Below are 24,506 nucleotides of genomic sequence, written 5' to 3'. Positions count from 1 at the left end.
TTACCTGCTCGACCATTCATTCGCTTACTCCAATGCGCAGCCCGGCGGCGATGGCGATCGGCGCCAGGGTCAGTGCCAGCACCGCCAGACAGCCCAGCCACAGCGCAAACCCGGTGACCGGCATCCCCTGCAACGCCGCATCCATCGCCCCGGTGCCCAGAATCAGCACGGGGATGTACAACGGCAGGATCAGCAGCGCCAATAATACGCCACCGCTCTTCAGCCCCACCGTCAATGCCGCACCCACCGCGCCCAGCAGGCTGAGTATCGGCGTACCCAGCAGCAATGTCAGCGCCAACACCGGCAACGAGGATAGCGGCAGGGCCAGCATCAGCCCGAACAATGGTGCCAGCAGCACCATCGCCAGCCCCGACATCATCCAGTGATGCAATACCTTGACCAGCACCATCAGCGCCAGCGGATGGGGTGACAGCACCCACTGCTCCAGCGAACCATCTTCGTAGTCGCTGCGAAACAGGCCATCGAGCGACAGCAATGTCGCCAGCAATGCCGCCACCCAGATCACACCGGGCGCCATGCTGCGCAACATCGAGGGCTCGGGTCCAACCGCCAGAGGGAACAGGCTGACCACCAGCGCGAAGAACACCAACGGGTTGAGCAGATCCCCCGGGCGACGCCAGGCCAAGCGCCATTCCCGACAGAACAACAGCCAGACGATCTGCCGCATCAGTTCACCTGTCCCAGGTCCAGACAGCGCACCCCCGGTAGATGCTCAAGGCCGTGGTGGGTAGTCATGATCACCAGCCCGCCGCGGGCCGCATGCTGCAGGATGTGCGTCTCCAATGCGGCGACACCGGCCTTGTCGATGGCGGTAAAGGGTTCATCCAGAATCCACACCGGGTGCTGCTCCAGATACAGACGGGCCAGGGCCACGCGACGCTGCTGGCCAGCCGACAGGTTATGGCAGGGAACATCCTCGAAGCCACGCAAGCCGACCTGCTCCAGCGCCTGCCAGATATGATCGTTTTCCACCGGACGGCTCAGCGCGCACAACCAGGCCAGATTCTCCTCGGCAGTCAGCGCCCCCTTCACCGCCGGCGCATGACCGATATACAACCGCTGCTGCCGCCAGTTTTCCCGGCCGGTGCCGGAGAATACCGAGTCGCCACCGTAACGCATGTCGCCTGCAGAAGGTGGCAGCAGACCGGCCATGATCCGCAGCAGACTGGTCTTGCCGGAGCCGTTGGGCCCGGCCACCTGCAGCACCTCTCCCGGCTCGAGTTGCAGCGACAGCGACGCAAACAGCTCGCGCTGATCCCGCTCGCACGCCAGACTGTCCAGTTCAACAGGCAGTGGCTTCACCTTTACTCCAAACCAACAGAACGAATCACGGTTAACTCATGTTTATCAGTACGCTGCCGCTATACTGCATGGGCGTCAGGCACGCTATGTAATTGGCGCCATTATACATACGCCCCCTACCCTGAGGGTTCTGATTTACATCAATATGTGACACACATGACTCCGGATCTGAACCTGCCACCGATCACCGCCAACAGCCCCAGAACAGGGCCTTCCAGCCCGCCTGCTGCGGCTTCCGCGGTCGCCCTGGAGCTGCTGCGTCCGATTGCCGCAGCGACCCTGGCGCCGGGTGAAAGCGCTCGCGCCGAGGTGCTCGACAGCAAGGCCCAGGCCGGTCAATTCGAAATACTGTTACGCCTGGCCAGGGCCGGATCGCCGCCGGCCGACATCAGCGTACGCAGTCACCAGGCGCTGGAGCCGGGCAGCACTGCCACGGTGCAGTCGGTCAGCCCCACCCGCTTGCTGGCGGTCCTTGATGCCGCAGCGGGCCAGCCGGCAGCGCAGCGGCCGGTTACCAGTCTCGATCCGCAACTGTTTCCCCAGGGCAGTGTGGTACAGGCACGTATCGTCGACAGCCAGCAGTTGCAGAATGCCGGCGAGCAAGCGCGGTTTGCGATACTGGCCAGGATACTCCAGGGCCCGGCCTCCGGCACCCTGCTGAGCCTGGACAGCAGCCGCCCGGCGATACCCGGCAGCCTGCTCACCGCGGTGGTCGCCGCCGACGGCGCGCTGCAGGTCACCACCGCCAACGAGCAGATACGCCAGCTGGATCTGCTGCAGGGTATGCGTACCAGCCTGCAGGCACAGGCCCCGGCTGAACCCATGCTGCGCATGCTCGACAAGCTCGCGGCGCTGCCGGACCTGCCGCCATTGCTGCAGGCCAGCATGCGGCAGGTACTGGCGCATGTCGCCACCCCCGAACATCTGAGTACCACCGCCGGTGTAGCCCAGGCGATACGCCAGAGCGGCCTGTTTCTGGAAGCCAGCCTCGAACAGTTGCAACAAGCCTTGCGCAGCCCTGCCGGTAATGGCGGACCGGCCAGCCAGCCAGGTACCGAGCCGGCACCCGCAGGACAACTGCCGCCCTTGGCCCGACTGCTGCCCCTGCTGTCCAGCCTGGCCACCCCACCGGGCACCGAACCGCTGCCCGGCGCCGACTTCAAGGCCAGCCTGATGACCCTGCTGATCACCCTGCAGCAGCACCTGCCACCCGATGCCAGCAAGGCGCTGAGCCTGCCGCCCGGCCCGTGGCAGCAGGCACTGGCAGTGAAGCCCGGTCTGTTCCCGCTGCCCTCCCGGGCAGTACAGGCACTGAACGACGCCCCCGATCTGGGCAGCCTGCTACGCCTGACCGCCGCGCTGCTGTCACGCATCCAGCACCACCAGTTCCAGAGCCTGGGCCAGACCCAGACCTTCACCGACGGCAGCAGCCAGACGGTCTGGCAACTGGATCTGCCACTGCGCGATGGCCAGCAGTTCACCCAGGTGCAGATGCGCATCCAGCGCGATCAGGCGTCACCGGACAAACGCCACGCCGAACAGGCACCGCAATGGGAGATACGCCTGGCCTTCAACCTGGACCGGCTGGGCCCACTGCAGGCCATCACCCGCCTGTACAAGGGCCGGGTCAGCAGCGAGTTCTGGGCCGAGCAGGCCGCTACCCTGCAACTGGTCAACAATGAACTGGGGCAATTGCGCGACCGCCTGCTGACCCGCGGTCTGGAGATCGGCGAACTCAGTTGCCACCGCGGCAGCCCGCCGGAGCCACGCCAGACAGTACAACAACGCTGGATAGACGAGGTGACCTGAAATGAGCGAACAGCGCGAAGCCATCGCCCTGGTATATGAAGGCGGCACCGACGCCCCCAGCATCACCGCCAAGGGCGAAGGCGAACTGGCCGAACGCATCATCCAGTTGGCCATGGACTATGAAGTACCGATCTACGAGAACGCCGACCTGGCCAGCATGCTGACCCGCATGGAACTCGGCGACCAGATTCCCGAAGCGCTGTATCGCACCATCGCCGAGATCATCGCCTTCGCCTGGCACCTGAAGGGCAAAACGCCGGAGGGGTTTGTCCCTCCGGAGCATGGCTGACAGTTCCCTCTCTCCGAGGCGACCTTCATGTTCAAGCTGCGCTCGCCATAGGCAATAACTGTCCGGCTCAACGTCAGTTACGGAGCGGGCTTAAGCCTTACACAAGCTAAAAGTAGCCTCAATTCACATTCTTCCTCTTATCTTCGTGAGTTAATCCACACATCCAGCATCTTCCCTCCTCCGTACTTTGACGATTCCGCTCCCGCCCTTTACTAGTAAGCGTTCCTCTCATCTTGTTTAAAGGAAGATTCATGAAAAGGACGTTAATCGTGCTGTCGCTCAGCGGGCTGCTGACAGCCTGTCTGGACAGCAGCGGTGGCTCAAGTGGCAACTCCGAAGCCACTCCGCCGGTATCGACTCCCGCCATGGCCGCGCTGGAAGAAAGCGGCGAGATCCCCCGCCTCGACCGCAGCACCGATCTGGCCGGCCTCGATACCGACCAAGATGGCGTACGAGACGACATCCAGACCCATATCGACAGCCACTATACCGATCAGGCACAGCGCAACGCCGCGTTGCAGGCAGCTCGGGCCATGCAGGAAGTATTCTCCGTCGATCTCCACGACCTGGTTGCGGTGAAAGAAGTGAATCGCAGACTCGCCCGCGCCGATCACTGCATCTATTTGGTGTTTGAAGAAGGAAACGACAACAAGCCTGCAGCAGAGGTATCGCGCGAGCTGGAGGCTATTGCGACTAATACACGGGAACGGCTGGAACGCTATCTCGAGTTCAACAAGGCACTGGACGGCACTTCCTGGGCTATGCCGCGAGGAAATACCTGTGAATAGATTTCCACATTTTCCGGCATTTACCTCTCTGCTGCTGTTGCTGGCGAGCATACTGAGCAGCCCACTGCTGCAGGCTCAGAGCAATGAAGAAAGTAATATCTGCACCCAGCAAGGTATTGTATTCGCGTTCTTCAACGGTGTTCAGACGACTGTTCGCGAGGCTAACCGAGCCAATGGTGAATTCGCTCGGCTGCATGGCTACACAAACGATGACAACGAAGAGATCACTTACGAGACGCTGTATAACTACACCAACGGCTTTGAGGATTTCGTCGAAACCTTCCGGCAGCGCCTGCTTGAACAGGAAGACGAACTGCATGGGCGGTACGAGTTGTTCTTTGAAAGCCTGCGGGGCGACGGTCCCTGGTGGTCGGTTATTGGCAATGCCTTGCCTCATCTGCTGGATATTCGGGATGGCTGGATCGACTGGTATCAGGCTGCGGTTATCGAGCGCCTGACATCCTTCGTCGGTTCCCCGCCCACCGAGGTGAATTATGCCGAGCATAGGACTCGAATCGACAACTGGATACTGGAAGGCAAGAAGCTGCTATTCGTCGCTCATTCGCAAGGCAATCTGTTTGCCAATGCAGCCTTCGATCATGCCAGCCAACAGTTGCCAAGCGACGCGGTAAAACTGATTCACATCGCTCCCGCGTCTCCACGGCTCAATGGCGCACATACCCTCGCGGATCTCGATCTGGTGATCAATGCGCTCGAGGCTGTCGGCGCAGTAGCGCCTGTTACCGATAATATTCCGGGTTATCTCCTCCGACCTGCCGGCGTCAATGGGCAGAAGGACATTCTCGGCCACGGTTTGCTAGAAATCTATATAAATCAGCAACTGGCAATCGCTTCCCGGATCAGGACCCACATCGATAGTGCGCTCAACTCACTGGTAACACCACCGGCTGAAGCTTCTTCCGGGTTCTTCACCGCCACACTAACCTGGAATGGCAGCGGCGATGTCGACCTGCATGTCTACGAACCGGGCGGCGCCCATGTGTATTACGCCAGCATGGTAGGAGATGTGGGATATCTGGATGTCGATAATGTCGTTGCCAACGGCCCCGAGCATTACTTCGCCAGTTGTAATGCCGAGCAATTGCAGACAGGGACCTATAGCGTAGCCGTAGCCAACTATAGTCGCGCTGATGGCAGAACAGCCACAGTCCAGATAGCTTCCTGGGAGGATGGAGTGCTGGGCACGCAGGCCGTCACCCTGGGAGAGCCGACCTACTCGTCCCCTGCCTACCATTTGTTCAATGTCCAGGTCAGCCAGGACCCGGTGACGGGCAAATACCAGTTATCACTGCAGCGGTAATGATGGTGAAGAACACCCCCTGTTTTCTGCCAGGGGGCTGTTCGCATTGGCGCTTGACGTACCGCGGAGGCCGCGCCTACTTGTTGCCGTGCAGTTTCAGCATCAGCTCGGCTTCGCTGCGGGTCAGGCCGCAGGATTGCACGAGGTCATCCAGGCTGGCACCCATGCCTACCAGACGGCTGGCCTGATTGTAGGGCATGGTGTGCACATCCTGCTGCTCAAGGCGCTGCTGCTTGTTTTCCAGGTGGGTGATCTTTTCACGCAGGGTGATCAGTTCCTCGCCCATGCGGATATTGCTCTGCTGGTACTCGGCCAGTTTCTGCGCCAGCTTGTCCAGCCGGCCGTCGAGGCGGGCTTCCTGTTCCAGCTGGCGCTGCGCCAGGCGTCGCTGGGCCAGGATGCCGCCTATCATCGCGGCAACCAGCACGCCCAGCAGCAGGCCCAGCAGAAGCAACAGCGAGCGCTCATCCATGCGCGTCAGATATCCTGCAGCTCGGCCCACTCATCTTCGGTCATCATCTTTTCCAGATCGACCAGAATGAGCAGTTCATCATTCTTGTTGCTGACGCCCTGGATGAACTTGGCCGACTCGTCGGTGCCCACGTTCGGCGCGGTCTCGATCTCCGACTGGCGCAGATAGACCACCTCGGCCACGCTGTCGACCAGGATGCCAACCACCTGCCGGTCGGCCTCGATGATGACGATGCGGGTCTGGTCGGTGACCGGCGCCGGCTCCAGACCAAAGCGCTGGCGCGTGTCGATGACAGTGACGACGTTGCCGCGCAGGTTGATGATACCCAGCACATAGGAGGGCGCGCCGGGCACCGGTGCGATCTCGGAGTGACGCAGCACTTCCTGCACCTGCATCACATTGATGCCATAGGTTTCGTTATCCAGACGGAACGTCACCCATTGCAGGATCGGATCATCAGTGCTCTGTGCGGTGTTGTTTTTCATCGGTCTCGGTTCTCGATCTTGATGGTTCTCATCCTAATCGGGCACTGGCGTCTTTGCCAGCACCCGCAGCAATCAATTGGGCCAGCGCCTCTACATCCAGCAAGGCGCACATATGGTCGATCACGGTTCCAGCCAGCCACGGCCGCTTGCCCTGTCCCGAGCGCCATTTCACCTGCGCAGGATCCAGGCGGATCGACTGGCTCACACCATGTACCGCCATGCCCCAGTCGTACCCCTGCACGGAAATGACGAAGCGCAGGTCATCGCGCAGCTCGGGGCGGTAGCGCTCCGGCATGACCCAGCGCGCGGTATCCAGCACCTTGAGGTTGCCGGCCTGGGTCGGCAGGATACCGAGGAACCAGTCCGGCTGGCCGAACAGCGGCGTGATCGAGCCTTCCAGCGCGTGAATGGTGCCGAGGGAAACCAGCGGTACGGCCAGGGTCAGGCCGCCGACATCGAACAGCAGCGCCTCGAACGGTTGTTCACGCCAGGCGGGGACGGCTACCGGAGGCGCCGGCTGTTCAATCAGCGCCTCGACCGTTTCCTCCACCTGCACCTGTACCGGCTCTGGCTCCTTCACCGATACCACTTCCAGCACCGGCGCGGTTGGCAACGCCTCCATCTGCTCGGCTTCGGCCAGCGCCAGCTCCGCGGCCGCGTCCTGCAACAGCGCATCCAGATAGGACTGGATGGTCTGCTCGGGTACATAGTGCTGTACGGGCAAGGAGTCGTTCATGTATCGCCTGTGGTTCGGGTTGAGTCTGCAAGGCCGGCAGTTATCCGGTTCTGTTCAGGTTATCGGCAGCCGCGGGCCGATCATGAGGCCGCTTCAGGCCACCTCTTTCGGCTTAGGCAGAGCCTGCACCAGCAGATAGCGCAGCAACGCGCGGTAGGCCAGCACGCCGCGAGCATTGTTTTCCAGCCGCGATGGCACCACCCCGGCCAGGCTGGCATCGCGCAGCTTGGTGTCGATCGGAATATAGGCCTGCCACAACTGATCGGCGTAATCCTTGCGCAGCATGCGCAGGGTGCTCAGCGAGGCCTGGGTACGACGGTCGAACAGGGTTGGCACTATGGTGAACGGCAGAGCCTGGCGCCGCGAGCGGTTGACCATGTTCAGTGTGTGCACCATGCGCTCCAGCCCCTTCATGGCCAGGAACTCGGTCTGCACTGGCACCACCAGTTGTTCGCAGGCGGCCAATGCATTGATCATGGAGACCCCGAGCAGCGGCGGACTGTCGATGATGGCGAAATCGAATTCCCCGTGCAGTTGTGCCAGCGCCCGGGAGATGACCAGCCCGAAACCACCCTGGGCGGCTGACTGGCGCTCCAGGGTAGCCAGCGACGTACTGGAGGGTAGCAGGCGGATGTTTTCGTGCGAGGTCTCCAGCAGCAGCGCCGCAGCCAGCCCCGGCGGCACCTTGCCCTGATGCTGGAACAGATTGAACACGCTGCTGGTCAGGCGATCCGGATCATGGCCGAAATAGCTGGTCATCGAGCCATGCGGATCCAGATCGACCACCAGCACACGCTTGCCCTGGTCCGCCAGCAGACCGGCAAGCGCCACAGCCGAGGTGGTCTTCCCGACCCCGCCTTTCTGATTGGCTACTGCCCACACTCTCATGCCCTTCGCTCCCGCCACATTGCCGTTACACCCATTGTCAGCATCTGGTACACCAGCATCAGCCCGGCCCCGCGCCATCGCCGGTCTTGGCACGGGCCTGCCGCATCTCCTGCAGGCCGGCCGGCTCCTCCGGAGTACGCTCATGGCGCCGGTCGGTGTAGCGTGACACCAGCAGCACCACGCGCCGGTTGGCCCGGCGCCCGGCCGCGGTATGGTTGTCGGCCACCGGCCGATGTTCACCGTACCCCACCGCCGCCATTCGTCCGGCGTCGATGCCACCGGCACTGAGCATGCGCACGACACTGGCCGCCCGGGCCGCCGACAGCTCCCAGTTGGTCGGATACACCCGCGAACGGATCGGCACGTTGTCGGTAAACCCCTCGACGTGGATCGGGTTGTCATAGGGCGCCAGGATACCGGCGATCCTCTCGACGAGAACGAAGGCGCTGTCCAGCGGCAAGGCATCGCCGCTGGGGAACAGCAGACCCGAACTCAGTTCTATCTCGATCCACAACTCATTGGCATGCACCCGCAGATCGCCTATCGAAATCAGCTCGCCGAAAGCTTCCTGCATGGCTTCGGCGATGCTCTCCAACGGATCCTGCGCAGCGCTGCCAGCAGCCCCGCCCGTCGCCGAAGGCTGCTGCAACTCGGCAGGTGACTGGGGCGCTGGCGAACGCGGTGTCTCATTGCCGATCTGGATCGGGTCTACGGTTTTCGGTGCCTGACTGAACACACCGATCAGCGACTCGGTCAGCACCTTGTACTTGCCTTCATTGACCGAGGAAATCGAATACATGACCACGAAAAAGGCGAACAGCAGGGTAATGAAGTCGGCGTAGGACACCATCCAGCGTTCGTTGTTTTCATGTTCCTGTTCACGGCGACGACGCATGCTTCAGTCCAGGAAGCCCTCGAGCTTCATTTCGATGGAGCGTGGATTTTCCCCTTCGGCAATCGACAGCAGGCCTTCCAGGAGCATTTCCCGATAGCAGGACTGCTCCAGTACCACCGCCTTGAGCTTGTTGGCGATCGGCAGCAGCAACAGGTTGGCCAGCGCCACACCATAGATGGTCGCAACGAAGGCCACGGCAATACCGCTGCCAAGCATCGATGGGTCGGCCAGGTTGCCCATCACATGAATCAGGCCCATCACTGCGCCAATGATGCCAATGGTCGGGGCATAACCGCCCATGCTTTCGTAGACCCGGGCGGCGCGCAGGTCGTTGTTCTCGCGACTGACCAGCTCGACTTCCAGAATGCTGCGCAGGGTCTCGGTTTCGCAGCCATCGGCCAGCAGTTGCAAGCCCTTGCGGGCGAACAGGTCCGACTCCATGTCGGCAACGGCTTCCAACCCGAGCAGCCCATCCTTGCGTGCGATATTGCTCCAGTTGACCACTTGCCCGATACCTTCGCGCAATGGGGCCGGCGGAGCGAAGAATACCCAGCGGAACAGGGTCAGGGCACGTTTGAACACCGGCAGCGGGGTCTGGATGAATGCCGCTCCCAGGGTGCCGCCGAGCACGATCAATGCCGCCGGACCGTTCAGCAGCGCATTGATGTGTCCGCCTTCCAGGTAGTTGCCGCCGATGATGGCGACAAAGGCCAGGATCACGCCGATGATACTGAGAATATCCATCAGCCCAGCTCCGCCAGGTAGCGGCCGATCTCGTCGAGATCGTAGATGCCATCGGCCAGGTTGGCCTTGGCCACCGCCATCGGCATGCCATAGATCACGCAACTGGCCTCATCCTGAGCCCATACCGAGCTGCCGGCCTGCTTGAGCATGCGCGCCCCTTCCCGGCCATCGGCACCCATGCCGGTCAGCACGACGGCCAGCACCTTGTCCTGCAACACCTTGGCTGCCGAGCCGAAGGTGACATCGACACTGGGCTTGTAGTTGAGTCGCTCGTCCCCGGGCAGGATGCGCACCATGCCACGGCTGTCGAGCATCATCTGCTTGCCGCCGGGGGCCAGCAGGGCCACACCGGGGCGCAGGACGTCACCGTCTTCGGCTTCCTTGACGGTGATCCGGCAGAGCTTGTCCAGACGCTCGGCAAAGGCCTTGGTGAAGGCCCCCGGCATATGCTGGATCAGCAACAGTGGCGCCGGAAAACTGGCAGGCAGTTGGGTCAGCACCCGCTGCAGCGCCACCGGGCCGCCGGTCGAGGTGCCTATGGCCACCAGCTTGTAGCTGCGCTTGCGAGGTGCCGGGCTGCGCTTGGCCGGCTCAGGAGCCACAGACGCAGTCGCCGCTGCGCTCATTCGCGGTGTGCGGGCAGCGGGTGCAGCAGCAGAGGTCGGCGCGGCAACGGGGGTCGCAGGCGCACTGAAACCCAGCGAGCGGCGGTTGCTGCGCGCCAGTGCATGCACCCGGTCACACAGCATCTGCCGCACCTTGTCCGGGTTGCGCGAGATATCCTCGAAGTTCTTCGGCAGGTAGTCGGCGGCCCCGGCATCCAGTGCGTCCAGACTCACCCGCGCGCCCTCGTAGGTCAGCGAGGAGAACATCAACACCGGCGTCGGCTGGCGCTGCATGATCTGCCGCACCGCGGTGATGCCGTCCATCACCGGCATCTCGTAATCCATGGTGATCACGTCTGGATGCAGGGCCAGGGTCTGCTCCACCGCTTCCTTGCCATTGGTCGCGGTCCCCACCACCTTGATCTGCGGATCGGCACTGAGTATTTCAGTCACCCGGCGGCGAAAGAATCCCGAATCATCAACCACCAGAACCTTGACCACCCCTATCCTCCTAACCGCGCCGCGCGTAGCGTTTGAGCAACCCGGGAATATCCAGGATCAGCGCTATGCGCCCATCGCCGGTGATTGTCGCACCGGCCATCCCCGCCGTGCCATGCAACATACGACCCAGCGGCTTGATAACCACCTCTTCCTGGCCAACCAGCTGATCGACAACGAAGCCGACCCGTTGGGTGCCCACCGACACGATCACCACGCTGGCGGCGGAACGGTCGCTATTGCCCGCGGCACCCGGCATCAGCCAGCGCTTGAGCCAGAACAGCGGCAGCGCCTTGTCGCGCACCAGGATCACTTCCTGGCCATCCACCACATTGGTCCGTGACAGGTCCAGGCTGTAGATCTCGTTGACACTGACCAGCGGCAGGGCGAAAGCCTGGTCGCCGAGCATGACCATGAGGGTCGGCATGATGGCCAGGGTCAGCGGCACCTTGATGGCGATCTGCGTGCCCTTGCCCTTGGTCGACTCGATGCCGATGGTGCCATTGAGCTGGGCGATGCGGGTTCTGACCACATCCATGCCGACCCCGCGGCCGGATACATCGGATACTTCGGTCTTGGTCGAGAAGCCCGCTGCCAGGATCAGATTGAAGCATTCGCTCTCGCTCAGCCGCTCGGCGGCGTCGCGATCCATCATGCCCTTCTCCACTGCCTTGGCGCGTAGTACCTCGGGGTCCATGCCCCGCCCGTCATCGGTGATGGTCAGCAGGATGTGGTCACCTTCCTGGCGCGCAGCGAGCACCATCTCGCCAACCCGCGGCTTGCCTGCCGCCTCGCGCTCATCGGGCATCTCGATGCCGTGGTCGACCGAGTTGCGCACCAGGTGCACCAGCGGGTCGGCCAGCGCCTCGACCAGGTTCTTGTCCAGATCGGTGTCCTCGCCGATCAGCTCCAGGGTGATTTCCTTCTTCAGGTTGCGCGACAGGTCACGCACCACCCGTGGGAAACGACCGAACACCTTCTTGATCGGCTGCATGCGGGTCTTCATCACCGAGGCCTGCAGATCGGCAGTGACCACGTCCAGGTTGCCGACCGCCTTGGCCAGTTCCTCGTCGTCACTGCCCAGACCCAGGCGCACCAGCCGGTTGCGTACCAGCACCAGCTCGCCGACCATGTTCATGATCTCGTCGAGCCGAGCGGTGTCCACCCGTACCGTGGTTTCGGTGGCTGGCGCCTCGCTAGCGGGATCGGCCTTTTTCTCCGCGCGTGCCGCAGCAACCGGTGCGGCGGCCGGTTGGGGCTTGGGAGCAGGCGCGGGTTGCGGCTGGGCGCTGGCGACCGGCGCTGGGCTACTGGCGGCCGGTGTCGCCACCGCCCCGGTACCAGGGCCCTTGCCGGTGCCATGCAGCTCATCCAGCAGCGCTTCGAATTCGTCGTCGGTAATCAGCTCGGCGCTGGTGGTGGCATCGCTGGCGGTCGGTGCAGGCGGCGCATCGTCGCTGCTGCCCGGCCCCTTGCCGGTGCCATGCAACTGGTCCAGTAGCGCCTCGAACTCGTCATCGGTGATTTCATCACTGCCGACGGTCACCGCCTCGGCAGCCGTCGACGCCTCGTCCGGGGTCACGTGCAGCGCCTCGAGCAGCAGCTCGAACTCATCATCGGTGATATCCCCGGCCTCGGCTTCAGCGGGCTCGGAGGGGGCGACTGGTTGCAATGCAACAGCCTCGACTGCCTCAGCCACCATGGCCGGTTCGGCAGCGGCCGGCTGCGCCAGCGCCGAGAGCGCGGTCAGCAGTTGCGGCTCGGCGGGCGTGGGCTCATCGCCCTCGCGTACCTCGGCGAACATGTTGTTGATGGTATCCAGCGCCTGCAGCACCACATCCATCAGTTCGGCGTCGACCTGCCGTTCGCCCTTGCGCAGGATATCGAAGACGTTCTCGGCGATATGGCAGCAGGCGACCAGGGCGTCGAGTTGCAGGAAGCCGGCCCCACCCTTGACGGTATGGAAGCCACGGAAAATGGCATTGAGCAGATCGGTATCGCCTGGGCGGTTTTCCAATTCGACCAGCTGTTCCGACAGCAACTCCAGAATCTCCCCGGCTTCCACCAGAAAGTCCTGGAGAATCTCTTCATCCGCATCAAAGCTCATTCAGTGCTCCCTCAGACCACAGCCTCTAGAACCCCAGGCTCGACAGCAGGTCGTCAACCTCGTCCTGCCCCGATACCACATCATCCCTCTTATCGGCATGAATCTGCGGACCTTCACCCTGGGAGACAGGTTTTTTTGTCTCCGGGTCGGGGAGGTTGTGCTGAATGCCGGCCATGCGATCGACCTGCCCGGCCATGCGCACCAGATTCAGCAGGCTTTCCTCGACATCGTGCACCAGGTTGATCACGCGCTTGATCACCTGGCCGGTGAGATCCTGATAATCCTGGGCCATGAGAATATCGTTCAGATTGTTCGATACCTCACCGCTGTGCCGCTCGCTGCGCTCAAGAAAGGCGAGGATGTCCCGCGACAGCCCGCGGAATTCCTCGGCGCTCATTTCCCGGCGCTGCAAACGCTGCCACTCGGCCCGCAGGCTGGCGGCCTCCTGGCCCAGCTGAGCCACCACCGGAGCGCTGTTTTCCACCAGATCCATAGTGCGATTGGCGGCCTTGTCGGTCAGCCTGACCACATAGTCGAGGCGGTCCGAGGCGTCGGAAATCTTCGAGCTGTCGCAAGCATCGGAATCGAACGAACGCGCGGTATCGAGCTGGAAGCTGACGATCGAGTTGTGCAGCGCGCGCGTGAGCTTGCCGACTTCGTAATACAGGCCACGGTCGCGGGCCTGGTTGATCTCGTGTATGACCAGTACCGCCTCGCGGTAGTCCCCCTCTTCCAGGTGGTCCACCAACTTCCGGGCATTGTTCTTCAGCGAATGCTCGAACTCGTCGGCGGTTGTCTGGCCGGGATTGCTGCTTAATGCCATGTCCTGCCCCCGGGATTATCTGGTCTCGACCCGCTCAAAGACCTTTTCGATTTTTTCCTTGAGCGCCTGCGCGGTGAAGGGCTTGACCACATAGCCGTTCACCCCGGCCTGGGCCGCCTCGATGATCTGGTCGCGCTTGGCTTCAGCGGTGACCATGAGTACCGGCAGGTGCTTGAGCCGGTCATCGGCGCGCACTGCCCGCAGCAGGTCGATACCGCTCATGCCCGGCATGTTCCAGTCGGTCACCAGGAAATCGAAGTTGCCGCTCTGCAGCATCGGCAGCGCCGTGGTGCCATCGTCCGCCTCGGCCGTGTTGGTGAAGCCCAGGTCACGCAATAGATTCTTGATGATGCGCCTCATCGTCGAGAAATCATCGACGATGAGTATTTTCATGTTCTTGTCCAAGTCGACCTCCGTCCAAACCAGAAGAAGTGCAGCCAGGGTCTGTTCCACCCCAGACACTCCGCGAAACTGTTACTACCAATCTATTGCCAATGACCCATCAGGGATGGTGTGTCAATTCAACTGTCACGCCAGTCGGCCATGCGGGCGCGCAGGCGTGCGGCGCACTGGCTGTGCAACTGGCTGACCCTGGACTCGCTTACACCAAGCACCGCGCCGATCTCCTTGAGATTCAACTCCTCGTCGTAGTACAACGACAGCACCAGACGCTCCCGTTCAGGCAACTTGTCGATCGCATCGGCCAGGGCCTTGCGAAAGCGCTCATCCTCCAGCCCATCGAACGGCTCATGCTCGGCACCGACCTCGGTAGGCGCGCCAGCTTCCAGCAGGTCTTCAAAGCTGAACAGCTTGCTGCCAGCGGTATCATTGAGAATCGCGTAATAATCTTCGAGGCTCATGTCCAATTCGGCAGCAACCTCGTGATCTTTAGCGTCACGCCCCAATTTCGCTTCGACTGCGCGAATGGCACCACTGACCAGGCGGCTGTTGCGATGGACCGAGCGGGGGGCCCAGTCGCCCTTGCGCACATCATCGAGCATGGCGCCGCGGATACGGATACCCGCGTAGGTCTCGAAGCTGGCACCCTTGCCATGGTCGAATTTGCGGGAGGCTTCCAGCAGGCCGATCATGCCGGCCTGGATCAAATCCTCCACCTGCACACTGGCGGGCAAGCGGGCGAGCATGTGGTAGGCGATGCGCTTGACCAGCGGCGCGAACTGCTGCACCAGCCGGTCCTGCTCGCTGGTCGCACTCATTGCCCGTGCGTACATGCTGGCGCCACCGCCGGAAGCCACACTCATAGCGGTGTTCCGCTCCGCTGCACCAGGCGCTCGACGAAAAATTCAAGATGCCCTCGCGGGGTCGCTGGCAACGGCCAGGAATCGACCTTGCGGCCGATCGCGCGAATAGCCAGGGCCGCCTTGCAGCGCGGGAATACCTCGTACATGGCCCGTTGCTTCTGTGCCGCCTTGCGTACCGACTCGTCGTACGGCACCGCACCGACGTACTGCAATGCCACTTCCAGGAAGCGGTCGGTCACCTGCACCAGCTTGTTGAAGACGTTGTGGCCTTCCTGCGGGGTATGCACCATGTTCGCCAACACCCGGAAGCGGGTCACGCCATGGTCGCGATTGAGCAGCTTGATCAGGGCATAGGCGTCGGTGATCGAAGTCGGCTCGTCGCATACCACCACGATCACTTCCTGGGCGGCGCGCACGAAGCTGACCACCGAGTCGCCGATACCGGCAGCGGTATCGACCAGCAATACGTCCAGGTCATCGCCGATCTCGCTGAACGCCTGGATCAGGCCGGCATGCTCCCGCGGCCCGAGGTTGACCATGTCCGCCGCACCCGAGGCGGCCGGCACGATGCGGATGCCCCCCGGCCCGGCGACCATGACATCGCGCAGCTCGCAATTGCCCGCGAGCACATCCGCCAGCGTGGCCTTGGGTCGCAGCCCCAACTGCACGTCGACGTTGGCCAATCCGAGGTCGGCATCCATCAGCACCACACGACGGCCGAGCTCGGCCAGCGCCAGGGCAAGATTGACCGAAATATTGGTCTTGCCCACGCCGCCCTTGCCACCGGTCACTGCGATTACCTGAACCGAATGATTGCCCATCTATGCTGTCGCCCTTATCAAAATCGTTAACTTGCGCGCTGACTGTGAAGTATACCGGCAAAAACGTCGGCCATGGTCTGGTCCTCGGCCATCTCGTTGCCCGCCAGACCTACGGCACGACTGACCAGTTGATGGCCGACGCCGCGGGACAGGTCATCCGGGATGCGCTGGCCATCAGCCACATAGGCTACCGGGAGACCCTGCTCCATGGCCAGCCCGAGTGATTCACCCAGGGTGGCCGCCTCGTCGACCTTGGTCAGGATGCAGCCAGCCAGATTGCAGCAGCGGTAATTGTGCCACGCCGCCTTGAGCACCCGATACTGGCTGGTGGCCGCCAGTACCAGCAAGGTGCTGATGCGCGCACCCTGGGCCGCCAACTCGCTGAGCTGACCACGCAGTTGCGGGTCCTGCGCCTGCAGCCCGGCGGTATCCACCAGCACCAGACGCTTGTTGCCGAATTCGTTCAGCACCTCGCTCAGGCTGTTCTGCTCATCGACCACCCGTACCGGCACATTGAGAATGCGGCCCAGGGTACGCAGCTGTTCATGGGCGCCGATACGGTAGGTATCCATGGTTACCAGTGCGACATTCTGGCTGCCGTGCTTGAGTACATAACGCGCCGCCAGCTTGCCCAGGGTGGTGGTCTTGCCGGCGCCAGTCGGCCCGACCAGCGCTATCACCCCACCGCGCTCGATCAGTTCCTCGCGCATCACCGGAATACCCTGGGCCAGATGCGCCAGCAACAGACGCCAGGCCTGGCGTACGTCGGCCACATCAGCAACCTTGGCCAGCAATTCCTTGCACAGCTGCGCCGGCAGGCCGAGGTGCACCAGGCGCCGCCACAGGCTGGCCTGGCGCGGCTGCTGCTGGTTGACCTGGCCCCAGGCCAGGCCGCCCAGTTGCGATTCAAGCAGATCCCGCAGGCCGGCGATCTCCGCGCGCATCACATCCAGGCTATCAGCGGACGCAGCCGGGGCGAGTGCCGGCTGCGCCGGTGTTTCGGTGGCCGGTGCAGCCCGTTCGCTGTGCAGGCGCTGCAGCAGCTCGCGCGCTACGGACGAGCCCTGCTCGGCGGCCTGGCGCGTGCTGTCACCAAATAATTGACGGTTGACGCTGGGACCCTCGGAGGGGCGCTCGCCATCCTGCAGGCTGGCCCGGGCGCTGATGATGCGCTCCTGGGTTTTCTTCAGCTCCAGGTCCAGACCGGGGGTGGGTGGTGTCAGGCGCGGCGCTTCATAGTCCAGCGCCGCCGTCAGCTCGACACCCCCAGCGACCCGCCGGTTGGCGATGATGGACGCATCAGCGCCCATCTCATCGCGCACCAGCTTCATTGCCGAACGCATGTCTGCCGCAAAAAAACGTTTGACTCTCATGGCCTGATCTCACCCTGTGTAAATCAATTCTGTCCGACGGTGGCAACGATGGTGACCTGCTTGCTGTCCGGTATTTCCTGGTAGGACAGCACATGGGCGCCGGGGGCCGCGTAGCGCACGAACCGCGCCATCATGTTGCGGATCGGCCCGGCCACCAGCAGGATCGCCGGCTTGCCCTGCATTTCCTGGCGCTGAACCATGTCCGCCAGTGAACGCTGCAGCTTCTCCGCCATGCCCGGCTCCAGCAGAATGCCGTCATCATTGCCCTGCCCGGCCTTCTGCAGACTCTGTAGCAATATCTGTTCCAACCTTGGCTCCAGAGTGATCACCGGCAGCTCGGCGTCAAGCCCGACAATGCTTTGCACTATGGAGCGGGATAGCGCGATCCGCACCGCACCGATCAGGGCGCCAGTATCTTGACTCTTGCCCGACTGGTTGGCGATGGCCTCGGCGATGGTACGGATATCCCGCACCGGCACCTGCTCCTGCAGCAGACCCTGCAGTACCTTGAGCAATCCGGACAGCGAGATGATGCCCGGCACCAGCTCCTCGGCCAGCTTCGGCGAGGCCTTGGCCAGCACCTTCAACAGCTGCTGGACCTCCTCATGACCGAGCAGCTCATGGGAATGCTTGTACAGAATCTGGTTGAGGTGGGTAGCCACCACGGTACTGACGTCCACCACGGTGTAACCCAGCGACTGCGCCTGATCCTTCTGCGCCGGCTCGATCCACACCGCATCCAGCCCGAAGGCGGGGTCCTTGCCGGGAATGCCCTTGATCTCACCGAATACCTGGCCTGGGTTGATCGCCAGTTCGCGGTCGGCATACACCTCCGCCTCGGCCACGCCGACGCCCATCAGGGTGATGCGATAGACGTTGGGTGACAGATCCAGATTGTCGCGGATATGCACCGAGGGCATCAGAAAGCCCAGGTCCTGGGACAGCTTCTTGCGGATACCCTTGATCCGCGCCAGCAATTGCCCACCCTGGCTGCGATCCACCAGGGGGATCAGTCGATAACCGACTTCCAGGCCGACCATGTCCACCGGCGTCACGTCATCCCAGCCCAGTTCGCGGGTTTCCGGGCGTGGGGTGGCCGGCAACTGCGCCTTCTGCTCCTCGGCGGCCTGCTCCTCCTCGGCCTTGAGCCGCTGCCGGTTGGCAATGAAGTAGGCCCCCACAGCGGCCAGCGCACCCAGGCTGAGGAACGACAGATGCGGCATGCCGGGCACCAGCCCCATGACGATCATGATCGCCGCAGCGATACCCAGCGCCTTGGGCGAGGCGAACATCTGCCGCTTGACCTGCCCGCCCATGTCCTCGGAGGTGGAGACCCGGGTGACCATGATCGCCGCGGCGGTGGATAGCAGCAGCGACGGGATCTGCGCCACCAGACCGTCACCGATGGTCAGGATCACATAGATACGTCCGGCCTCGGCAAAACCCAGCCCATGCTGCCCTACCCCGATGATCAGGCCACCGATGACGTTGATGAACAGGATCAGCAGGCCGGCCACCGCATCGCCGCGCACGAACTTGCTGGCACCGTCCATCGAACCGTAGAAGTCCGCTTCCTGAGCCACTTCCAGACGCCGGGTCTTGGCTTCCGCCTGATCTATCAGGCCGGCATTGAGATCGGCGTCGATGGCCATCTGCTTGCCCGGCATGGCATCCAGGGTGAAACGCGCACTGACCTCGGAAATCCGCCCCGCGCCCTTGGTCACCACCACGAAGTTGATCACCATGAGGATGATGAACACCACCAGACCAACCACGAAATTGCCGCCGATCACCACCTCACCGAAGGCCTGGATCACCTTGCCGGCCGCATCCCCGCCTTCATGACCATGCAACAGCACCACCCGGGTCGAGGCCACGTTGAGCGCCAGACGCAGCAAGGTTGCCACCAGCAGGATGGTCGGGAACGCGGCGAAATCCAATGGCCGCAATGCATAGGCGCAGACCAGCAGCACCACCAGCGACAATGCGATATTGAAAGTGAAGAACACGTCCAGCAGAAACGGCGGCACCGGCAGCATCATCATGCCCAGCATCGCCAGCAGCAGAATCGGCACGCCCAGGCTGCCATGGCGCAGCCCCGCCAGGTTGCCACGCATGGAGTTGATGACTTGACTGTGATTGACGGCCATTACCCTGAGTGTCCCCGAAACAAAAAAATGACGAAAAAGTTCCCCAAGCAGCACTCAAGCAAGAACTGCGCCAGGTATTCAGCGAGCTGAGGCGGGTACAGCCTGCCCTCTCCTCACCCTCACACCTCACATCGTCATCCGGATGCGGAGGTCCACCCGGGACTATGCTCTGCAGCCCCGCAGGGTTAGCATGACCAACACATCCCGTTGTCCCGGAGCCAATATAATGACTTCTGCCGTACCGCTCTCGATCCTGGATCTCTGCCCCGTCACTCTCGGCTCGACCCCGGCCCAGGCGCTACACAACAGCCTGGGTCTGGCCCGTTTCGCCGAACAGGAGGGCTACCACCGCTTCTGGGTCGCCGAGCATCACAACATGACCGGCATCGCCAGCGCGGCCACCTCGGTGGTCATCGGTTACCTGGCCGCCGGCACCGAGCGCATCCGCGTCGGCTCGGGCGGCATCATGCTGCCGAACCACTCCCCGCTGCAGATCGCCGAACAGTTCGGCACCCTGGAGTCGCTCTATCCCGGGCGTATCGATCTGGGTCTGGGGCGCGCTCCGGGCACCGACATGGCCACCGCCCGTGCCCTGCGCCGCGGCCGCACCGATGGGGAAGACTTTCCACAGATGCTCGAGGAGCTGCGCTACTATTTCGCCGAACCGGAACCCGGCCAGCGGTTGGTGGCGGTGCCCGGCGCCGGCCTGAACGTCCCCATCTGGCTGCTCGGCTCCAGCACCTTCAGCGCCCAGCTGTCAGCCAGTCTCGGCCTGCCCTTTGCCTTCGCCGGCCAGTTTTCACCCGATTACATGATGGCCGCCATGCAGGGCTACCGTGACAACTTCCAGCCCTCGGCGGAGCTGGAACGACCACTTGCGATGCTCGGCATCAACGCCTTCGTCGCCGAAACCCGGGACGAGGCGCATTACCTGGCCAGCTCGCACCAGCAGTCCTTCCTCAACATGATTCGTGGCGAACGCGGGCAATTGCGCCCGCCAGTGGAAGACATGGATGCGTTGTGGCAACCCCATGAACGCCATCAGGTGCTCTCGACCCTGGCCGGGACCCTGATCGGCGATGAGCAGAGTGTCGCCCAGCAGATGGCCGATCTGCTCCAGCGCAGCGGCGCGGATGAACTGATCATCAACAGCCCCATCTATGATCAGGACAAGCGCCGCGACAGCTATCGCCGGCTGATGAAAGCCGCGCGCATCTGATTGCACTGGCAGACCAATAAAAAGCCGAACTTTGCCGCACCAGCCCTTTCCAAACTCATAACCACAGCTGTCAGCCCCCCACCAGTGCCGGGGCGCTGATGGCGTGTCCGGATACCTCGCGCAATGGCCAGCCGCAACACCAGCGTAACCGGCTGCGCCAACCGCCGACTGCCCTAATGATTCTCACCCGTCGGGAGCCATCGCATGACGCATATCCCCCGCACCCCCGCCTTCGACTGCAGCAAGGCCTTTCTCGACAACGGCTACCAGTTCATTTCCGAACGCTGCCGGGAATATGCCAGCGACATCTTCCAGACCCGCATCATGCTGCGTCCGGTGTACTGCGTGAGCGGCGAAGACGCGGCCCGGATGTTCTACGTACCCGGTCGCTTCACCCGCAACGGCGCCATGCCGCCGACCACCCTGTCACTGCTGCAGGATCATGGCAGCGTGCTGACGCTGGATGACGAGGAGCATGCCCGGCGCAAGGAAATGTTCATGGGGCTGATGGGCCCTGCCCGCCTGGCGCAACTGATGGAACTGTTCGAGGCGGAGTGGCGGCGGCGGATACCCGTCTGGCAGCGTCAGCCATCGGTGATATTGCAGGACGAGGTCGAGCAGGTTCTCTGCCGGAGTGTGTGCCAGTGGGTGGGCATCAGCCTGGACGAGGATGAGCTCAGACAGCGCACGGCCGAACTGACCGCGATGATCGAAGGCGCCGGCAGCATCGGACCGCGCAACTGGAAAGGCCAGTTGCTGCGCCAGCGTACCGAACGCTGGGCGCGCGAGCAGATCCGCGCTGCACGCGGCCTGTCTGGAGAAGACCGTCCGCATACGCCGCTGGAGGTCATCGCCCACCACACCGCACTGCACGGCCACCATCCGGATTACAAGACCGCCGCCGTGGAGTTGCTGAATCTGCTGCGTCCGGTGGTTGCGGTAGCGCGCTACATCACCTTCTCGGCCCTGGCCCTGCACCGGTATCCACAATACCGGGAACGCCTGGCCCATGCCGAACCGGGCCTGGCCGAGATGTTCGTTCAGGAGGTGCGCCGCTACTATCCATTCTTCCCGGTCGTCGGTGGTATCGCCCGGGAACCCTTCAGTTGGCGCGAGCATCAGTTCCAGGCTGGCGACTGGATACTGCTGGATCTGCACGGTACCAATCATGACCCGCGCCTCTGGCAGCAGCCACACGACTTTCATCCGGAGCAGTTCGCCAGTTGGGACAGAAGTCCATTCAACTTCATCCCCCAGGGCGGCGGCGAATACTCCCATGGTCACCGCTGCGCCGGCGAATGGCTGACCATCGAGCTACTCAAATCCGCCCTGCACCTGCTGACCACCAGCATGCGCTATGAAGTGCCAGCGCAGAACCTGGATATTTCCCTGTCCCGCATGCCGGCGACGATACACAGCCGCTTCATCATCAGCCAGGTACACCCCGCCGGCTCGGTACAATAGATTGCCGAACCGGGGCAAACCTGCGTAAAATGCGTCGCGCTGCGGGTGTAGCTCAATGGTAGAGCAGAAGCTTCCCAAGCTTACGACGAGGGTTCGATTCCCTTCACCCGCTCCATCAAGCCATGGAACTCGAATGGCTTCCTCATCTCTCCCCTGATTCAGTCCCGACAGCATGTAGAACTGCGCGGTCGGTAAGGCTCCATGATGACAGTTACAACCCGGCCCGACGATCCTTTCAGCGGCCGCCCCTTCATTGCCGCTCTGGCCATCGCAGCCCTGATGCTGGCAGCCGCCAACCTGCGTGGCGGCCTGGTGGTCGTAGGCCCCCTGGTGATGGAAATCCGCGACGCCCTCAACATCAATGCCAGCGCCTTCAGCCTGCTTACCACACTGCCGTTGCTGTGCTTTGGCGTGGTGTCCATTTGCGTACCCTGGCTGTCTCGACGCTGGGCTCCTCAACGATTGGCTATCGCCGGCCTGTTGGTGATAAGTCTGGGCGTCGCCCTGCGCCTGCTGGAGCAATACCCGCTGGTCATCCTCGGCACCCTGCTGCTGGGCTCGGCCATCGCCGTGCTCAACGTGCTGATCCCGGGCCTGGTCAAGTCCTTTTTCCCGCGGCAGGTAGGGCTGATGACCGGCCTGTATTCGGTCACCCTGAGCCTGGGAGCGGGTCTGGGGGTCTATCTGGCGGTGCCGCTGATGGAGCAGTTCGGCAGCTGGCGCTACCCGGTAGCCTTGTGGGCACTGCTGCCCCTGTTCTGCCTGCTGTTCTGGCTGCCCATGCTGCGGGTGAAAAGCGTGCAGAGGATCGGCAGCCGGACGCGGATCAGCCTGTGGCGAGACAAGGTGGCCTGGTCCATCACCCTGTTCATGGGACTGCAGTCCTTCTACTTCTACTCCATGGCCACCTGGTTGCCCAAGATACTGCTCGAGAGCGGCCTCGATGCCCACCAGGCCGGCACCGCCACCGCGCTCATCAACCTGGTGAGTATTCCCTTCAACCTGTTCGTGCCCATGCTGGCGGCCAGGATGCGTAACCAGCGCCTGCTGGTGCTGGGAACCTTCGTCACCTCCTTTGCCGGGTTGGCCGGCCTGTGGTGGCTGCCGTCAGCCGCGCTACTGTGGGCCTCGCTGATCGGTGTGGGATGCGGCTGCGCGCTCAGCCTGGCTCTGTCATTCTTCGTGTTGCGGGCCGCCAATCCGATCCAGGCCACGGCGCTGTCGGCCATGGCCCAGAGCATCGGCTACCTGCTGGCGGCGCTGGGGCCCTTCTCTCTCGGCCTGTTGCGCGATCTCAGCGGGGCCTGGCACTGGGCGCTGGGCACCCTGCTGGTATTGCAGCTGCTCCAACTCGGCTTTGGCTGGTATGCGGCCAGGCCAGTCAGTGTGATAGCGGATCAGGAACGCTAGGCGGCCCCCCAAGGAAGAGTTGAAGGAACACGATCACTTCAGCTGCAAGTCCTGCAGCGCTGCGGCAAGCTGTCGCCGCTCCGCATCCCGCAAGGTCTTGAGCGGGGCCGGCAGGCAGGGCTCTTCGGCATGACCAAGCAACTCGGCCGCAGTGGCCACCACCCGCAGGCTCCCGTGCCGGCGAAACAATGCCCAGATCAGTTCCAAACGCCCGGACAACTGGATGGCAGTAGAGCAGTCACCGGCCTGAGCAGCACGGGTGATATCTAGTACGGTGGTCGGGAACAATCCGCCGAGCGCCGAGTACCAGGCGTCGCACCCACCCAGCAATCCTGTCACCGCCGTGGCGTCTCCGCTGATACCCAAGGTCACGTGGGGCGGCAACAGTGCTCGCAGACGCTCAACCCGCGCGTGGACGGTGGCAATATCACCCAGCACCGGGGGAATCTTGATAGAGCACACATTCGGCAGTCTCGCAATGCTGGCATGCAGCTCATCGCTGAACTCAAAATGCGTGGTGGCGGGATTGTCATACACCACCAGGGGCACGGACAGGGCACCACTGACCGTTTCGTAAAGGCCGAAGACCTCGTCAGCAGTCAGCGGCTGGTAGGACATCGGCGCCAGCAATACCGCCCCGACCCCGGCCTGCTGCGCATCCTCGGCCAGCGCCAGCACCTCGGAGGTATTCAGCGCCGCGATACCGACCATCAGCGGCACACCACCGGCATGCTGCGCTGCCAGTTCGGCGACACGCCGACGCGCGTCGCGGTTCAGATACGCATAGTTGCCGGTCGAGCCCAGCACGCATATGGAGTCAACTCCTGCTACCGCAAGCCGCTCCATCAGCCGGGTGAATGCACTCTCGTCGATACGGCCATGCTGCAAAGGCGTCAAGGGAAAAGCACTAAGGCCGGTGAACATTGAACACTCCCGCTGAAAGTAGTCTGTCATGACGTTGCCAGGCAGACATTGCCAAACACCTCGGCAATGTTTACAAAATCTAGCACATAATCCATTATGT

At 62.8% G+C, this 24,506-nt stretch carries 24 protein-coding genes and 1 tRNA gene; 8 read left to right on the top strand and 17 right to left on the bottom strand.

Features of this window, described 5'->3' with window-relative positions; genetic code table 11:
• Positions 1–16 precede the first annotated feature (16 nt).
• Positions 17–688 (bottom strand): heme exporter protein CcmB, encoded by a 672-nt coding sequence (gene ccmB, locus CQ007_RS07350; RefSeq protein ID WP_105644680.1) that lies wholly within the window; start codon positions 686–688, stop codon positions 17–19.
• A complete protein-coding gene (ccmA, locus tag CQ007_RS07345; RefSeq protein WP_105644678.1) occupies positions 688–1,323 on the bottom strand; it encodes a cytochrome c biogenesis heme-transporting ATPase CcmA in 636 nt (211 codons plus the stop codon). The genes ccmB and ccmA overlap by 1 nt, the downstream gene beginning before the upstream one ends.
• 156 nt (positions 1,324–1,479) lie before the next feature.
• On the opposite strand from ccmA, the gene CQ007_RS07340 reads away from it, so the two are divergent.
• From CQ007_RS07340 to CQ007_RS07325, 4 genes are all read left to right on the top strand, one after another.
• Entirely contained in the window at positions 1,480–3,132 is a 1,653-nt protein-coding gene (locus CQ007_RS07340) for a flagellar hook-length control protein FliK (RefSeq protein ID WP_105644676.1), read from the top strand.
• Between the two features lies 1 nt (position 3,133).
• Complete coding sequence (locus CQ007_RS07335; protein ID WP_105644674.1) at positions 3,134–3,421, top strand: EscU/YscU/HrcU family type III secretion system export apparatus switch protein; 288 nt, start codon at positions 3,134–3,136, stop codon at positions 3,419–3,421.
• A gap of 251 nt (positions 3,422–3,672) precedes the next feature.
• On the top strand, positions 3,673–4,209 hold the full coding sequence (locus tag CQ007_RS07330) for a hypothetical protein (RefSeq protein WP_146114549.1): 537 nt from the start codon (positions 3,673–3,675) through the stop codon (positions 4,207–4,209).
• Complete coding sequence (locus CQ007_RS07325; protein WP_256582229.1) at positions 4,202–5,530, top strand: hypothetical protein; 1,329 nt, start codon at positions 4,202–4,204, stop codon at positions 5,528–5,530. The genes CQ007_RS07330 and CQ007_RS07325 overlap by 8 nt, the downstream gene beginning before the upstream one ends.
• Positions 5,531–5,606: 76 nt before the next feature.
• On the opposite strand, the gene CQ007_RS07320 is transcribed toward CQ007_RS07325, so the two are convergent.
• The 14 genes from CQ007_RS07320 to flhA all read right to left on the bottom strand — a co-directional run bounded on the left by CQ007_RS07320 (position 5,607) and on the right by flhA (position 19,389).
• Entirely contained in the window at positions 5,607–6,002 is a 396-nt protein-coding gene (locus tag CQ007_RS07320) for a DUF2802 domain-containing protein (protein WP_105644670.1), read from the bottom strand.
• 5 nt (positions 6,003–6,007) lie between these two features.
• Positions 6,008–6,487, bottom strand: coding sequence for a chemotaxis protein CheW (locus tag CQ007_RS07315; protein ID WP_105644668.1), 480 nt, complete (start codon positions 6,485–6,487; stop codon positions 6,008–6,010).
• A 28-nt stretch (positions 6,488–6,515) separates the two neighbouring features.
• Positions 6,516–7,223: a CheW domain-containing protein gene (locus CQ007_RS07310; RefSeq protein WP_105644666.1), complete on the bottom strand. Its 708-nt coding sequence runs from the start codon at positions 7,221–7,223 to the stop codon at positions 6,516–6,518.
• Between the two features lie 93 nt (positions 7,224–7,316).
• Positions 7,317–8,111 (bottom strand): ParA family protein, encoded by a 795-nt coding sequence (locus tag CQ007_RS07305; protein ID WP_105645238.1) that lies wholly within the window; start codon positions 8,109–8,111, stop codon positions 7,317–7,319.
• A 58-nt stretch (positions 8,112–8,169) separates the two neighbouring features.
• The gene (gene motD / locus CQ007_RS07300; protein WP_105644664.1) at positions 8,170–9,006 is read right to left on the bottom strand and encodes a flagellar motor protein MotD; all 837 of its coding nucleotides are present in this window, start codon (positions 9,004–9,006) and stop codon (positions 8,170–8,172) included.
• 3 nt (positions 9,007–9,009) lie between these two features.
• Positions 9,010–9,750: a flagellar motor protein gene (locus CQ007_RS07295; protein WP_105644662.1), complete on the bottom strand. Its 741-nt coding sequence runs from the start codon at positions 9,748–9,750 to the stop codon at positions 9,010–9,012.
• The gene (locus CQ007_RS07290; protein WP_105644660.1) at positions 9,750–10,856 is read right to left on the bottom strand and encodes a chemotaxis response regulator protein-glutamate methylesterase; all 1,107 of its coding nucleotides are present in this window, start codon (positions 10,854–10,856) and stop codon (positions 9,750–9,752) included. Before CQ007_RS07290 ends, CQ007_RS07295 begins: the two co-directional genes overlap by 1 nt.
• A 10-nt stretch (positions 10,857–10,866) precedes the next feature.
• Positions 10,867–12,960 carry a chemotaxis protein CheA gene (locus tag CQ007_RS07285; RefSeq protein WP_105644658.1) on the bottom strand — a complete coding sequence of 698 codons (2,094 nt, stop codon included), beginning with the start codon at positions 12,958–12,960 and terminating at the stop codon, positions 10,867–10,869.
• 25 nt (positions 12,961–12,985) lie between these two features.
• Positions 12,986–13,783 carry a protein phosphatase CheZ gene (locus CQ007_RS07280; protein ID WP_105644656.1) on the bottom strand — a complete coding sequence of 266 codons (798 nt, stop codon included), beginning with the start codon at positions 13,781–13,783 and terminating at the stop codon, positions 12,986–12,988.
• A gap of 15 nt (positions 13,784–13,798) precedes the next feature.
• Positions 13,799–14,176: a chemotaxis response regulator CheY gene (locus CQ007_RS07275; RefSeq protein ID WP_105645236.1), complete on the bottom strand. Its 378-nt coding sequence runs from the start codon at positions 14,174–14,176 to the stop codon at positions 13,799–13,801.
• Positions 14,177–14,304: 128 nt separating this feature from the next.
• On the bottom strand, positions 14,305–15,039 hold the full coding sequence (locus CQ007_RS07270; protein WP_371919812.1) for an RNA polymerase sigma factor FliA: 735 nt from the start codon (positions 15,037–15,039) through the stop codon (positions 14,305–14,307).
• 2 nt (positions 15,040–15,041) lie between these two features.
• Complete coding sequence (gene fleN, locus CQ007_RS07265) at positions 15,042–15,866, bottom strand: flagellar synthesis regulator FleN (protein WP_105644654.1); 825 nt, start codon at positions 15,864–15,866, stop codon at positions 15,042–15,044.
• 26 nt (positions 15,867–15,892) lie between these two features.
• The gene (flhF, locus tag CQ007_RS07260) at positions 15,893–17,239 is read right to left on the bottom strand and encodes a flagellar biosynthesis protein FlhF (protein ID WP_105644652.1); all 1,347 of its coding nucleotides are present in this window, start codon (positions 17,237–17,239) and stop codon (positions 15,893–15,895) included.
• Between the two features lie 23 nt (positions 17,240–17,262).
• A complete protein-coding gene (flhA, locus tag CQ007_RS07255; RefSeq protein WP_105644650.1) occupies positions 17,263–19,389 on the bottom strand; it encodes a flagellar biosynthesis protein FlhA in 2,127 nt (708 codons plus the stop codon).
• A gap of 226 nt (positions 19,390–19,615) precedes the next feature.
• Between flhA and CQ007_RS07250 the strand changes: the two genes are divergently transcribed.
• The 4 genes from CQ007_RS07250 to CQ007_RS07235 all read left to right on the top strand — a co-directional run bounded on the left by CQ007_RS07250 (position 19,616) and on the right by CQ007_RS07235 (position 23,482).
• The gene (locus CQ007_RS07250) at positions 19,616–20,608 is read left to right on the top strand and encodes an LLM class flavin-dependent oxidoreductase (RefSeq protein ID WP_218278843.1); all 993 of its coding nucleotides are present in this window, start codon (positions 19,616–19,618) and stop codon (positions 20,606–20,608) included.
• A gap of 204 nt (positions 20,609–20,812) precedes the next feature.
• Positions 20,813–22,072 carry a cytochrome P450 gene (locus tag CQ007_RS07245; protein WP_105644645.1) on the top strand — a complete coding sequence of 420 codons (1,260 nt, stop codon included), beginning with the start codon at positions 20,813–20,815 and terminating at the stop codon, positions 22,070–22,072.
• Between the two features lie 41 nt (positions 22,073–22,113).
• Positions 22,114–22,187 (top strand) — tRNA-Gly (locus tag CQ007_RS07240).
• 86 nt (positions 22,188–22,273) lie between these two features.
• On the top strand, positions 22,274–23,482 hold the full coding sequence (locus CQ007_RS07235) for an MFS transporter (RefSeq protein ID WP_218278842.1): 1,209 nt from the start codon (positions 22,274–22,276) through the stop codon (positions 23,480–23,482).
• Between the two features lie 33 nt (positions 23,483–23,515).
• On the opposite strand, the gene CQ007_RS07230 is transcribed toward CQ007_RS07235, so the two are convergent.
• Positions 23,516–24,406, bottom strand: coding sequence for a dihydrodipicolinate synthase family protein (locus CQ007_RS07230; RefSeq protein ID WP_105644643.1), 891 nt, complete (start codon positions 24,404–24,406; stop codon positions 23,516–23,518).
• Between the last annotated feature and the right edge of the window lie 100 nt (positions 24,407–24,506).

The sequence above is a fragment of the Pseudomonas sp. MYb185 genome, assembly GCF_002979975.1.
Classification (GTDB): domain Bacteria; phylum Pseudomonadota; class Gammaproteobacteria; order Pseudomonadales; family Pseudomonadaceae; genus Halopseudomonas.
This window is presented reverse-complemented; position numbering and strand designations above follow the sequence as displayed.